The organism is Bacillus sp. FSL W8-0920, assembly GCF_038593215.1.
In the GTDB taxonomy this organism is placed as follows: Bacteria; Bacillota; Bacilli; order Bacillales; family Bacillaceae; genus Bacillus; species Bacillus pumilus.
Window position 1 is genome coordinate 2358178 of sequence record NZ_CP151974.1, and the last position, 12457, is coordinate 2370634.

Consider the following 12457-nt stretch of genomic DNA (forward strand, 5'->3'; position numbering starts at 1 on the left):
AGTGTGCGAAGACATTAGTAAAGAGGAAGCTGAAAGTACCGCCTCCTCATTTATAGTAAACGTCTGGTGCAAGCTCCCGGGTCAGCTTGCTTCAGACGATATTCATAAAATGATCATGAAAATGGAAAACGGTTACTTTACCTTCTAGCAATTCCAAATGAGTTCAAGTATACTAAAATTAGCCAGGAGGGATGAAAATGAATGAATTTGAAAAAAATGTTCAAAGCAAGCGGAATGATGTGACCGACTCAGCCGTTGGTTTTATCGTCACATTCGGATTTTTCGCCTCAATGTTTATTTTGGCAACCATTATACACCTCGTTGGATCTTAACTTCATGATTGCTACATGACTGCCGTTTTGGCAGTTTTTTTATTGTTTTTGTAAGATATCATATGGAGGATGCGTGTAAAACGTTCCTTCCTTCTCAAGAAATCCATAGGTCACACTTCCGTCTTGATCTGTGCGGTACACCTTCGTTTGATGATCCTTTAGTTTTTTCAAGACTTCCTGATGAGGATGCTGATAACGATTGCGTTCACCAGCCGAAATGAGTGCGTGCGACGGCTCCAGATGCCGAAGCCACTCATCACTTGTTGACCCTTTGCTCCCATGATGCCCAACCTTTAAGACATCTGCTTGCAGGTGAGGATAGGCTTCTATAATATCTCGTTCCCCTTCATGTTCAAGATCTCCAGTGAACAGAAACCGTTTCCCGCCAAGATTAAAAGTTAGAACAAGTGAATCATTGTTCTTACTTGTCACCCGGTCTTGCGAAGGGTGAAGAACCTCAAATATGTGCTCTCCAACTTGGAGCTGATCTCCTCTTTCTAATTCATCAATCATAATCCCTTTTTCAGCTGCTTCTTTTAGCAGCTTTGCATCTTCTGGACTTCGGGCAAAACCTTTTGGTATGGCTAGCCGCTTTACTTTATTTCGTTTGATTAAACGAACTGCTTCTCCCATGTGGTCTTGATCTGCATGCGTGAGAATCAGCACATCAAGTTTTGCTATACCTTTAGAATGCAAAAACGGGATTAGTGTTTGTTCACCGATCGTAGACACTTTACGTCTTTTTTTCCATGGTTCATCATCAAAAGAAGGTCTGCCACCTGTGTCCACAAGTAGATGTCCCTTTCGGTAAGGGAGCTGAATAAACAAACTATCCCCTTGTCCGACATCCAGCATCGTGACCTCCCCTTTTTGGAGAAAATTCGGGTTGAAATAGTGTGCACTCAAGACACCGATGAGTAATATAATCGGCACGGCATAGGATTTCACGGACATTTTGCACTCCATCACAAACAGCAAAAAAACAATGGCGCTCACTTCAAGCAGAATATGCCACCAAGTCGATTTCATAAAAATCAGGTTGAACCCATCAAAAACTGCCATATGTGCTGACAACTGATGACTTAGCTGGATGACCGAATCAAGCAACTGGAACAACACTTTTCCAAGCGGAAGATAAATGATAGACAAAAGAAAAAAGAGTAAGGATAGAGGCAGGACAACTGTTGTATAAAAAGGGACAAATATCATATTCAATGGGATGCTCAGCAAAGAAAATTGCTGAAAATGATATAAAAGAACAGGAAGCGAGGCAAGCTGTGCAACAAATGAGACAAGGAACAACTGCATCACGGCGCTTTTCGCTTGCGATAAGATTCTGGTCGATAACAAAATAAAAAACGTAACCACGAATGAAAGCTGAAATCCGATCTCGAATAGATATAGAGGATGAATCGCTAATAAGAATAAAAACGTTGCGCTTAATACGACAGCAGAAGGCTGTTTCATTTCTTTTGGCAGGCTTGTCATCACTAAATAGATTCCTGCCATAAGGCAAGCTCTTAAAACTGATGGTGCAGCACCTGTCAAACAAGCATAAACAGGAAGAAAGCATAATAGAAGAAGACGCGCTGTCTCTCTTGTCACACCGGCACGAAGCAGACACCAAAATAAACAGGCAAGAAGCGTTTGCACATGCAGTCCTGAGATCGCTAACAGATGAATAACACCGAGCATTTGATAGTCTCTTAGCGTGTCAGGATCAATCAAATCACGGTCTCCAAAAATAAGAGCCTGTACAATACCTACAGAGTTTTTCGGCACATGATCTTCTAAGAATTTTAAGCCCTTTTGCCTCATCTTTTGAAGATAATAGGAAGGACGATCATTTGTTGTACAGCCTTTGATTGACTGCGGTAAGAAAATAGCGCGAATGCCTTTTGATTGTAGAAATTGATCGTATTGAAACCCGTTAGGAATGGTTGCGTGTTTAGGCGGTCGAACATCACCTGTCATATGACAGCTCATACCTGGCTCTACGTCTTTTAACGTCTCTTTTTCACGCTCTGTTTGAATGGTATAGAAAGCGGCTAGCCGGTCATCTTCTGTTGACACAGTTGCCGAAAAACGATTGCCATCTATTTTCGGAATCGTTTCAATCACAACAGAGCCGGAAAAGAATTTTTCTTGAACAGGTTGCTCCGTTTCAAAAAACTCATGAACCATAAAAATAAGAGTATAGACGGCTCCACATAGGCTGATCATGAGAAAGAGTTTGGGGATTTTTTTCAGTAGGCTGAGAAGGAAGATGATGAGAAGAAAGAGAAGGAAGTACATATGAAGATGATATGCAGCCAGAGCAATTCCAACAGCTGCTGAAATTGCCCCAAACGGCAAATAATTAAACATAGGAAGTAAATAATTGATTCGCCTTCTCATGCATATTGCGAATTTCTGATTCACTAAGTCCTGATTCACTTAGTTTGCCAATTAGATCTGCAACAAAGGCTAATTTTTCTTGATTTTTTAAGTCGATGATCATTTCATCGAGTTCAACTTGTTCCGTTTGAACACCTGCCTGCTCAAATAAATCAATGGCATATGGGTGATTTTTATAATCCTTTGCATAGTAAACGGTTCGAATACCTGCTTGAATAATGGCTTTACAGCACTGCAAACAAGGAAAATGTGTGACATATATTTCAGCATCGGCTGTAGGTGCACCAAATTTGGCACATTGTAAAATAGCGTTCATTTCCGCATGGATGGTGCGAACGCAGTGATGATCAATGACATAGCATCCCACATCTGCACAATGGACATCACCAGCAATTGAGCCATTATATCCCCCTGCAATGATACGCTTGTCTCTGACGATGGTCGCCCCAACAGCTAACCGCTCACAGGTGCTTCGCAGAGCAAGCAAATGGCTTTGCGCCATAAAATATTGATTCCATGAAATTCTTTCCACGAGCTGATCCCTCCAGAATGATGGTTGGTATTAAGTGTACATGCCTTCCTTCTATACCGTCAATTCTACTTAACGGTCAATTCATTTTTCAGCCGTTCAATGGTCTTCTCCCCAAAACCTGAAATGTTCCGCAAATCTTCAATTTGTTGAAATTCTCCGTGCTCCTCTCTGTACGTAATGATAGCTTCTGCTTTAGCTGGCCCTATTCCATTAATGGTTAGCAATTCCGCTGCATCAGCCTGATTCACATTGACACCTTGACTCTTTTCATTACCCGATGGAGCGTCTGCACCTGCTGTTTGTGCCTCTCTCTCTGCTTCTCCCTGCTTCCGGACATAAATCATCATACTGTCTTCTAATTTTGCTGCTTGATTAATTTCAATCGTGTCTGCTTTACTAGTAAAACCTCCTGCTCTTCGAATGGCTTCTTCTACCCGTGCATCAGATTGAAACGTATAAACACCTGGCTTTTTTACAGCCCCTTTGATCTCCACAAAAATGGAGGATGATTCATTATCGGTCTTTTCTTGTTTGTTTTCTAATGTGACTTGTTTGTCTTGATCGCCCTTCAATACACTTGGCTCTCTAGTGCTCCCCTTATTTCCTGCCAAAAGGAAGAAAGTGATGATGATCGCGCCCATGAGCCCAGCTCCGATATAAAGACTGTATTTTTTCAATGGAATGAGTCGCTTCACGTGCTCACGCTTCTTTCAATCATATTTTTCTATTGCTCAACATACTGTTTAGAAGATAACAGATCCTATGCGCCTAAGGAGGGAGAACGTTTGAATATCGGGATAATCGGTACAGGAAACATGGGTACCATACTTACTGAGGCATTTATTGAATCAAAGGCAGTCAATCCCTCATCCATCACCATTACAAACCGGACCATAGAAAAAGCGTTCAATATAAAAAAGAACCACCCAGAGCTTGAAGTAACAAAACAGCTTACAGGAGCTGTCATGGATAAAGATTTCATCTTTGTTTGTGTCAAGCCGCTTGATATTTATCCTCTTTTAAAAGAGCTGAGCCCTCTTTTAAAAGAGCACCAAACCATTGTCATTATTACAAGTCCGGTTCATCCTGAACAGCTTCAGGATATCGTTCCTTGTCAAACAGCCAGGCTGATTCCAAGCATTACGAACCGCGCTTTATCAGGTGCGTCACTTTTAACATTTGGATCGTCATGTAATGTCGCGACGAAAACAGCGTTAAGACAATTAGCTTCCTGCATTTCAACACCTATTGAAATTCATCATTCGATTACAAGAGCGGCGTCAGATATCGTCAGCTGCGGTCCTGCCTTTATCAGCTTCCTCGTTCAGAAAATGATTGAAGCAGCCGTTGAAGAAACAGATATTTCTAAAGAAGAAGCCACCACCTTATCAGAAGATATGCTTGTAGGGCTTGGCCGTTTGATTGAAAAAAGAGTCTATACCCTTCCGACACTACAAGACAAAGTGTGTGTAAAAGGCGGCGTTACGGGTGAAGGGATTAAAGCACTTGAAGCAGGTGTTCAAGATATGTTCCACCGCCTTTTTCAAAACACCCATGAAAAATTCGATGAAGATCTTGAAGCGGTTGCGCATCAATATCCGCCAAGTGTGTTTACTGATGATCGCAGAAATTAATCAACTCTGCAACAAGCGAAAAAAGGGTTTTAAAAAACCATCGTTCCATTAAACGATGGTTTTTGGCTTCTTAGCTGAAATGAAATATCTTTCGGCGAATTCCCTGGGCGCTTCATTTGTAAAATCAGCGGTCACTTCTATTTGTTCAAAGCCAGCGGACTCAAGGAACGCCGCATAGGTCTCAAATGGAAATGTACGCTGTTCATGTGTCTCATCATAACGCTGATACACGTCTCCGTCCTTTACAAAAAAGCTTAAATCGTGAATGACCGAATACATGTCATCCCCTTTATCACTCTGCCAAATATAGCTGATCTCTTCATCTTGATCGGCATAAGTTGAACCTGGGAATACCTCTTCCATTTTATAAGGAGTATGAACATCAAAGAGTAAAACCCCATCTGCCTCTAAAAGCTGAAACATGTTTTTAAAGGTTTTTTTGACGTCATTTTCGTTTTTTAAGTAATTCAAGGAATCACAGCATATAACCGCCGCTTGAAAGACTTGCTCAAAACCCGTCAGCTCTCTCATATCTTGATGTAAAAATTGAATGGACTGCTTTTTCGCCTGTGCTTTTTGCTGCGCGAAAACCAGCATTTCTTCACTGAGGTCAATTCCTGTGACTGCGTGACCCTTTTCAGCTAACCGAAGAGAAATCTCTCCAGTTCCACAGCCAACATCAATAATGGCAGCATTCGGTTTGATATTCTGCTGGATCCACTGAACCCATTCATCATAAGGTGCATGTGTCATGAGCTCGTCATACACACCTGCAAACCCTTGATAAATCATGAGTTAATGCCAAGTGAAAGCGTTTCTCTCGGCGCATCTCCCCATAGCTTCTCTAGGTTGTAGTATCCTCTTTCTTCTTTGTGGAACACATGAGCAATGACATCACCAAGATCAATCAATACCCATCTTGCTTCATCAAAGCCCTCCATCTTCTTCACTTCGATTCCGCTTTCCTCTGCAAGATGTTTTACTTCTCTTGCAATGGCCTGCACTTGTTTATCAGAGTTCCCGTGACAAATGAGAAAATAATCGGCAACAAGTGAGATTCCTTGCATATTAAGGGCAATAATATCCTCAACCCGTTTATCATCGCATGCTCCTGCCGCGACGTTTAAAATTGATGATGAATCCATCCAAATTCCTCCTTAATTGTTCTTATGCACAAGTGAGTTGTAAGTCGCAAGCGTATCTGGATAGACTGGCTGGTTCTTTTTCAATAAAAAGCTGATCGTGTTTTTTAGTGACTGAATCAGTGCGCTATCTAAATCTTGCTCTGCTAACTCTCTTACTTCTTCAACACCAGGGAAATGACGTCCTGGTTCGATATAATCAGCGACATAAATGACCTTTTCAAGTAATGTCATGTTTGGTCTGCCTGATGTATGAAATTCAATGGCCGTTAAAATATCTTGGTCGTTAATAGCTGCTTCCTTTTTAACCAAATAGGCACCAACCGGGGCATGCCAAAGCTCGGGCGAATATTCCAGCAATAGAGGGTTCATCTGTTCCTGCTGGATAATCCCCTTCATTTCATCCTTTGGTCTAAATTTCGCATAATCATGAAAAATAGCGGCGATCTCTGCTTTTTTCACATCTGCACCGAACCGTTCCGCTAAAGAAATAGCTGTCTCCATAACCCCGAGTGTATGTGTATATCTATGCTCTGTTAACTGCTCTTTGACACAGCTTAATGCTTCTTCACGATTCATATAAGTGATGCTCCTTTATATAACGCTCAACAGCTTTCGGTATCAAATAATCGACAGGTTTTTCCTGCATGATTCGCTGCCTAATCAATGTCGATGATACATCAAAAGCTGGAACATCTGCAAATAAAAGAGGATATGTTGTATTTCGGGTATAACCCGGTCTTTTCATCCCAATAAAAGTAATCATCTGAAGCAAATCATCTATCCGATGCCATTTTGGCAAATACTCGACCATGTCCGCTCCAATCATAAAAAAGAACTCATCTTCAGGATGACGCTTCTTTAAAAGCTCCACCGTATCTACTGTATAAGATGGACCCTCTCGCTCCATTTCAATGAGCTCCAATCGAAAATGTGGATTTGACTGGATCGCCGCATCCACCATTTTCACCCGGTGACGACTATCTGCTCGCTTCCGGTCTGTTTTATGAGGAGGCTTGTGATTTGGGATAAACCAAATTTCATCAAGCCCTACTTGAAAACGCACTTCATTTGCCATCAGCAAATGCCCATTATGAGGAGGATCAAACGTACCGCCAAACAACCCTATTTTTTTCATATCACATCCACCTTTACGGCAGCTTAATTTGTTTATTTTCCTTTGATTCTTTATAAAGGACAATCACATTTCCGATCGTTTGAACAAGTTCAGCTTTTGCACCTTTGACAAGTGCTTTCGCAACTTCCGTTTTGTCCTCGTCGCAGTTTTGTAATATGCTGACCTTTAACAATTCTCTTACTTCAAGCGCCTCGGAAATTTGCTTGATCATATTGTCATTTACCCCGCCTTTTCCTACTTGAAAAATAGGTGATAAATGATGTGCTTTTGCACGTAAAAAACGTTTTTGTTTCCCTTTTAACATGGTGTTCCTCCTAATTTCTGTATCACAATTGACTTCATTTTTCTTGCGTCAGGCGTGATGCCTGTCCACAGTTCAAAGGCTCTAGCTGCTTGTCCAACAAACATGCCGACACCATCTACTGTTTTCAAACCTAACCCAGCTGCTTCTCTGAGCAGTTTTGTTTCTATTGGATTATACACAATATCACAAACAACCGCTGTTTTTTTTGCGTTTACTAAAGAAATCGGGGTTTCTTCAACATTCGGGTGCATACCAATTGAGGTTGTATGGATGATGACATCATATTCCCCAAGCTGCTCTTCCGCCGTCTTTAATGTAATGGCACTAGAAGTGAAGTTCCCATCTGCACTTTCAATTAAAGCCTCAGCTTTTTCAATGGTACGATTGGTGATATCAAAGCTTTTCGGTGCATAGTCAGCGATTGTCGTATAAATCGCATTTGCCGCTCCGCCAGCACCAATCATTAGAAATGACAGCTCTGATAAAGGCTGATCCAAGGCTTCAAGCAATGAATGAAGAAAGCCCTCCCCATCTGTGTTGTACCCGACGAGCTGACCTCCTTCGAGCCGCACCGTATTGACTGCACGCAGGCGTTCAGCTGTCACATCAATTTTGTCCAGGTACTGCATGATGTCTACCTTGTGCGGAACAGTGACGTTAAAGCCGCTGATTCCTAAGGCTTTCATACCGCTAATGGCATCTTTCAGGTCATCATTTTCTACTTGAAAGCCATGATAATGTCCATCAATTCCAGCATCCTTTAATGCTGCATTATGAATATCCGGAGACATTGAATGGCCAACAGGGTTACCGATTACTCCGTATAAAGGTTTCAAGGTCTCTCCCCCTCTGAACATTTAAATTAACGAACGTCTCATAAACACATGCACGCCTTTTGGCGCATAGACTTTGATTTGCTTACCTGCATCATTTGCCGTAATCCACCCTAAGCCTGAGAAGACGATATCCATTTTCGGCTGATCAATGGTAAAGGTATGTGGAACGAGTGGAGGAAAATCTTCCATCCCCTCTTTTGATGGCGGTGATAGCAGTTCACCGGCATGTTTTTCATATAAATCATCTGCGTTCTCTAACTTTGTTCTGTGTATGTTCAGCTCATTTGGCATATAGCAGACAAATGACGTTCTGCCGCCTTTTACATAATCAAATCGAGCAAGCCCGCCAAAATAAAGCGTTTGAGCTTCATTTAATTGGAACGTTCTCGGTTTCAATTCTTTTTTCGGCGTTAAGATCTTCAAGTCATTTTTGCTGACATAGTGCGCCATTTGATGACGGTTGATAATGCCCGGCGTATCAAATAGAGCAGATCCGTCATCAAGCGGGATCTCAATGGCATCAAGTGTTGTACCTGGATATTGGGATGTGGTGATCACGTTCTCTTCACCAGATACTTCTTTGATGATTCGATTGATAAATGTGGATTTCCCAACATTCGTACAGCCGACGACATAGACATTTCTTCCTTCGCGGTAATGATCGATCGCTTCCATCACCTCAGGTACGCCCTGACCTCTGCTTGCACTGATTAAGAAAACATCGATCGGGTTCAATCCGTTTTCTTTCGCTTCCCGTTTCATCCAATGAATTAAACGATCTTTTTTCACGGATTTCGGTAAAATATCTACTTTGTTGCCGACGAGTAAAATCGGGTTACCACCGACAATACGACTCAGCCCATTAATCCAGCTTCCGTTAAAGTCAAAAATATCAACGACCTTGACAATCAGAGAATCTGTCTCTCCGATACTGTGCAATATATTTAAAAAGTCGTCTTCTGTTAAAGAAACATCTTGTATTTCATTGTAGTTCTTTAACCTAAAACAGCGCTGACAGATCACATCTTCTTTCAATAGAGATGCTGCCGGCGCATATCCTAATTGATCTTTATCTTCCGTCTGAATGGCTACACCGCAGCCAATACAAACAACCTTTTCCATTATTACTCTTCCTCCCACTGAATGTGGCCCTTACGCTTTAAGGCTCCTAAAATTCTGCGTTCAATCTGCCTGTTAAACTTTGTGATAAATCCGTCTGAGGCAGCAACAGGGACGACCAAAATCGTATGGAAGCCGTGACGATTCCCGCCTAGAACATCGGTCATGAGCTGATCCCCAATGACCACCACATCTTCTTTTTTCAATTGCATATCAGCGACGGCCTTATTAAAAGCTCTTCCCATCGGCTTTTTCGCTTTATAAATAAACGGAATATGAACTGGTTCAGAAAAAAGCTTGACCCTTTTTTCATTATTGTTCGATACAATCGTCACTTGTATCCCGTGATCCTTCATTTCTTGAAACCATTCAATTAAGCGGGGCGTCGCACTTGGACGATCCCATTCTACTAGTGTGTTATCTAAATCGGTAATAATTCCTTTTACATTTCGTTCTTTTAGTTTTTGCGGTGAAATGTGGAAAATGCTTTTCACAAATTCATCCGGTAAGAAATACTTCTTTAGCACAATTTGCACCCTTTCTTCCATTGGTTTTTCAGCGATAGTGTCGAATCAAATCACAATTTGTCTGTCTATCGAATACAATGAAAAAGTTTTCGACATATGACGAGGACCTTCAACAGTTGTGGATAATTTTACACACATTATCCACCTATATTTCATCACGCTTTCATTCAATTATAAACACTCTACCCACAAGTTATCCACTTCACCATGTGGATAACAGAACGATTGTTCTTGTTTCCCATTCATGGTAGATTAAAGGTACTTCAGAGACATTCGATCAACCTATGATGATATGTCTTTTCCTCAAGTTTTATGCCAACTTTTTCAGGGGAGGTGTTTTTCCCATCATATGGGTTTCTAGTATGAAAAAGCTGTCAGATGATTTACTTATAGAATCGTATTATAAAGCAAATGAAATGAACTTAAATCGCGACTTCATTGAATTAATTGAGACAGAAATGAAAAGACGTTCGCTCGGGCATATGCTCTCTGTTTCCTCTTAATTCCATATCACAGGAACCATGCCTCCCGAGCATTCTCTTTTTAAACTCAGGTGACTGATATTATATCACTTGCGCTATAGGCTTACTACTATTTTCCGTAAAAAACACCCCTTCTCAAGTAAAGAAGAGGTGTCTTATTTGCAAGGCTGTTCATTCCAAAACCATAACCCTCCACCTACGACCAAAATAACCACAAGGAATACAACAAGAAAAGCGTAACCGATTCCTGCTCCTTGAGCTGGATAAGGCGAACACGCAGGGTAAGGATAAGGGCATCCCCACATATCAGTTACCTCCTTCTAGGAAGATATACTGTTAGACTATGCTAAATGGATGATCTTGTTTAGGCAGATGGCCATCATTTAAAAATGTTTGATGACATCACGCTCTTTGATTTCGTTATAAATGATTCTTGCCCCTTTTGGCGTCATATGATTGCCAGAAGGGTCGATTAAACCTGATTGAATCAACGCATTGTCACTATCTTCACCAGCTTCTCGGATGAACGCTTTCCAGTTGTCGACAAGCGGTACTTGCTGATCCTTGGCTATTTCTCTCGTGATGTCATTATAGGAATTTTGCCAAGCTCTTGCCCCGCCTCTCTCAGCAAAATAAGATGACTTATACCTAGAGTAATAATACAAGCCCTTTTTTCCGCCTTCTACAACAGGTACACAAGTCATGAGAACCGGGGTAATGCCTGCTTTTCTACTTTCAGAAATGAAGTAGGTTACATTTTCTTTAAATCTTTTTTTCGTCACTCGGGGATGTTTCCCGTCTAAAATCGCCGCATCATTCGTACCGAACATGATGAGGACGTAAGTTGGTTTCTGCTTTAAAATATCCTGCTCAAAGCGAAGCTTCGCATCTTCAGTCGTCTGCCCGCCAATCCCTGCGTTCTTCACTTGAATTTGACCGCGCTCGACGTTTTTCATGAGATTCACCCATTTTTCAGATGTTGGATAATCTCGGAAGTCCCAGTTTGATCCCTTTGTATTGCTGTCGCCAAATGCAATGACACTTTCTTGTTCTGGCTTTGAGCACCCAGCAGCGACACAAAGCAGGATGAAAAGGACAACATATTTCTTCACAACATTCACCTCCAAAAGCCCTCTTCATATAGTAAACGACAAGACTTTTGGTTTCAATGAATGACTGTTTTTGACGAATACTTCCTATTGCAGTTGAACAGGTACATACGCTTTGTCATGATGCAGCAGTTCGCTCACTTTGACAAATTCATATCCTCGATCCTTTAATTCAGGTATCACTTGTTTCAGTGCTTCGACCGTCTGCTTCCGGTTTCCCCCGCCATCATGCAAAAGAATGATATCGCCGCCTTGAATATGATCAATAATACGGCTCGCAATTTTATGCGCGCCTGGTCTTGACCAGTCCTTCGGATCTTGCGTAAAGGACCACATGACCACATCATATCCTTGCTTTGACAAAATGCGGAAAGATTTCATCGTCAAGCGGCCGCCAGGAGGACGAAATAATAAGGGCCCGCCAGGCTGGAGTGAAGCGATATGAGCCGCTGATTCTTTTAGCTCCTGCTTGATCTCCTTTGATGATAACAGGTCAAAATACGTATGATTCATCGTGTGGTTGCCAAGCTCATTTCCTTCGTCCACAATCCGTTCTGCGATCTTTGGATATGCGTGAACCCGGCTTCCTACGACAAAAAAGCTGGCATTTACTTGATGCTGCTTCAGCACATCCAATATTTGATTCGTGTAAACTGGATGAGGTCCATCATCAAAGGTGATCGCAATCTTTTTCCGTTCCGCTCTCATGTCCCAGAAGGCACGTCCCGTTTTTTCGAGATCGACTCGTTTTAATGTATGTGCCTCTACTTCATTAGGAACAAAAGCACATAGCAGCAATATACACATCAAGACATGCAACCCTCTCATTTGACCGCCTCCACAGAACATTCTTACAGATTAAATTGCCCGCTTTTTGATGAATCATTCAGCATTCATGGTCACGA

17 protein-coding genes are annotated in these 12457 nt (G+C 41.7%); 3 read left to right on the forward strand and 14 right to left on the reverse strand.

Annotated features, from left to right (window positions below; translation table 11 throughout):
* Positions 1–197 precede the first annotated feature (197 nt).
* Positions 198–332, forward strand: a complete 135-nt coding sequence (locus tag NSS78_RS11920) for a YqzM family protein (protein WP_012010638.1) — start codon at positions 198–200, stop codon at positions 330–332.
* Between the two features lie 39 nt (positions 333–371).
* On the opposite strand, the gene NSS78_RS11925 is transcribed toward NSS78_RS11920, so the two are convergent.
* From NSS78_RS11925 to NSS78_RS11935, 3 genes are all read right to left on the reverse strand, one after another.
* The gene (locus NSS78_RS11925; protein ID WP_050943731.1) at positions 372–2699 is read right to left on the reverse strand and encodes a DNA internalization-related competence protein ComEC/Rec2; all 2328 of its coding nucleotides are present in this window, start codon (positions 2697–2699) and stop codon (positions 372–374) included.
* On the reverse strand, positions 2692–3261 hold the full coding sequence (locus NSS78_RS11930) for a ComE operon protein 2 (protein ID WP_003217422.1): 570 nt from the start codon (positions 3259–3261) through the stop codon (positions 2692–2694). The genes NSS78_RS11925 and NSS78_RS11930 overlap by 8 nt, the downstream gene beginning before the upstream one ends.
* A gap of 65 nt (positions 3262–3326) precedes the next feature.
* Positions 3327–3956 carry a helix-hairpin-helix domain-containing protein gene (locus NSS78_RS11935; protein WP_050943730.1) on the reverse strand — a complete coding sequence of 210 codons (630 nt, stop codon included), beginning with the start codon at positions 3954–3956 and terminating at the stop codon, positions 3327–3329.
* 90 nt (positions 3957–4046) lie between these two features.
* On the opposite strand from NSS78_RS11935, the gene comER reads away from it, so the two are divergent.
* Positions 4047–4895 (forward strand): late competence protein ComER, encoded by an 849-nt coding sequence (gene comER / locus NSS78_RS11940; RefSeq protein WP_003217379.1) that lies wholly within the window; start codon positions 4047–4049, stop codon positions 4893–4895.
* A gap of 48 nt (positions 4896–4943) precedes the next feature.
* Here comER and NSS78_RS11945 read toward each other — a convergent pair whose 3' ends face one another.
* From NSS78_RS11945 to NSS78_RS11980, 8 genes are read right to left on the reverse strand one after another with little or no spacing between them, the layout of a single operon-like run.
* Positions 4944–5687, reverse strand: a complete 744-nt coding sequence (locus NSS78_RS11945) for a class I SAM-dependent methyltransferase (protein ID WP_212045894.1) — start codon at positions 5685–5687, stop codon at positions 4944–4946.
* A complete protein-coding gene (gene rsfS / locus NSS78_RS11950; protein ID WP_342468124.1) occupies positions 5684–6040 on the reverse strand; it encodes a ribosome silencing factor in 357 nt (118 codons plus the stop codon). The genes NSS78_RS11945 and rsfS overlap by 4 nt, the downstream gene beginning before the upstream one ends.
* A 12-nt stretch (positions 6041–6052) precedes the next feature.
* Positions 6053–6616, reverse strand: coding sequence for a bis(5'-nucleosyl)-tetraphosphatase (symmetrical) YqeK (yqeK, locus tag NSS78_RS11955; RefSeq protein ID WP_003217386.1), 564 nt, complete (start codon positions 6614–6616; stop codon positions 6053–6055).
* Positions 6606–7175, reverse strand: coding sequence for a nicotinate-nucleotide adenylyltransferase (locus NSS78_RS11960; protein WP_106029125.1), 570 nt, complete (start codon positions 7173–7175; stop codon positions 6606–6608). Before NSS78_RS11960 ends, yqeK begins: the two co-directional genes overlap by 11 nt.
* Positions 7176–7188: 13 nt before the next feature.
* Complete coding sequence (gene yhbY / locus NSS78_RS11965; protein ID WP_003217501.1) at positions 7189–7479, reverse strand: ribosome assembly RNA-binding protein YhbY; 291 nt, start codon at positions 7477–7479, stop codon at positions 7189–7191.
* On the reverse strand, positions 7473–8315 hold the full coding sequence (aroE, locus tag NSS78_RS11970; RefSeq protein ID WP_050943728.1) for a shikimate dehydrogenase: 843 nt from the start codon (positions 8313–8315) through the stop codon (positions 7473–7475). Before aroE ends, yhbY begins: the two co-directional genes overlap by 7 nt.
* A 21-nt stretch (positions 8316–8336) precedes the next feature.
* Entirely contained in the window at positions 8337–9437 is a 1101-nt protein-coding gene (yqeH, locus tag NSS78_RS11975; RefSeq protein WP_044139444.1) for a ribosome biogenesis GTPase YqeH, read from the reverse strand.
* A 2-nt stretch (positions 9438–9439) separates the two neighbouring features.
* Positions 9440–9961 (reverse strand): YqeG family HAD IIIA-type phosphatase, encoded by a 522-nt coding sequence (locus NSS78_RS11980; protein ID WP_034620856.1) that lies wholly within the window; start codon positions 9959–9961, stop codon positions 9440–9442.
* A gap of 362 nt (positions 9962–10323) precedes the next feature.
* Between NSS78_RS11980 and NSS78_RS11985 the strand changes: the two genes are divergently transcribed.
* Positions 10324–10464: a sporulation histidine kinase inhibitor Sda gene (locus NSS78_RS11985; RefSeq protein WP_003217327.1), complete on the forward strand. Its 141-nt coding sequence runs from the start codon at positions 10324–10326 to the stop codon at positions 10462–10464.
* Positions 10465–10598: 134 nt separating this feature from the next.
* Here NSS78_RS11985 and NSS78_RS11990 read toward each other — a convergent pair whose 3' ends face one another.
* From NSS78_RS11990 to NSS78_RS12000, 3 genes are all read right to left on the reverse strand, one after another.
* Complete coding sequence (locus tag NSS78_RS11990; RefSeq protein ID WP_003217499.1) at positions 10599–10748, reverse strand: hypothetical protein; 150 nt, start codon at positions 10746–10748, stop codon at positions 10599–10601.
* 78 nt (positions 10749–10826) lie between these two features.
* Entirely contained in the window at positions 10827–11555 is a 729-nt protein-coding gene (locus NSS78_RS11995; protein WP_223251386.1) for a GDSL-type esterase/lipase family protein, read from the reverse strand.
* A gap of 84 nt (positions 11556–11639) precedes the next feature.
* Positions 11640–12380, reverse strand: coding sequence for a polysaccharide deacetylase family protein (locus NSS78_RS12000; protein WP_050943726.1), 741 nt, complete (start codon positions 12378–12380; stop codon positions 11640–11642).
* Positions 12381–12457: the final 77 nt, after the last annotated feature.

What these genes read in the sequence shown, in the direction of transcription:
- NSS78_RS11920 (WP_012010638.1), top strand. Translation starts at nt 198, where the DNA reads ATGAATGAATTTGAAAAAAATGTTCAAAGCAAGCGGAATGATGTGACC.
- NSS78_RS11990 (WP_003217499.1), bottom strand. Translation starts at nt 10,748, where the DNA reads ATGTGGGGATGCCCTTATCCTTACCCTGCGTGTTCGCCTTATCCAGCT.
- NSS78_RS11985 (WP_003217327.1), top strand. Translation starts at nt 10,324, where the DNA reads ATGAAAAAGCTGTCAGATGATTTACTTATAGAATCGTATTATAAAGCA.
- NSS78_RS11960 (WP_106029125.1), bottom strand. Translation starts at nt 7,175, where the DNA reads ATGAAAAAAATAGGGTTGTTTGGCGGTACGTTTGATCCTCCTCATAAT.
- yqeH (WP_044139444.1), bottom strand. Translation starts at nt 9,437, where the DNA reads ATGGAAAAGGTTGTTTGTATTGGCTGCGGTGTAGCCATTCAGACGGAA.
- NSS78_RS11945 (WP_212045894.1), bottom strand. Translation starts at nt 5,687, where the DNA reads ATGATTTATCAAGGGTTTGCAGGTGTGTATGACGAGCTCATGACACAT.
- NSS78_RS11925 (WP_050943731.1), bottom strand. Translation starts at nt 2,699, where the DNA reads ATGTTTAATTATTTGCCGTTTGGGGCAATTTCAGCAGCTGTTGGAATT.
- NSS78_RS12000 (WP_050943726.1), bottom strand. Translation starts at nt 12,380, where the DNA reads ATGAGAGGGTTGCATGTCTTGATGTGTATATTGCTGCTATGTGCTTTT.
- yqeK (WP_003217386.1), bottom strand. Translation starts at nt 6,616, where the DNA reads ATGAATCGTGAAGAAGCATTAAGCTGTGTCAAAGAGCAGTTAACAGAG.
- yhbY (WP_003217501.1), bottom strand. Translation starts at nt 7,479, where the DNA reads ATGTTAAAAGGGAAACAAAAACGTTTTTTACGTGCAAAAGCACATCAT.
- rsfS (WP_342468124.1), bottom strand. Translation starts at nt 6,040, where the DNA reads ATGGATTCATCATCAATTTTAAACGTCGCGGCAGGAGCATGCGATGAT.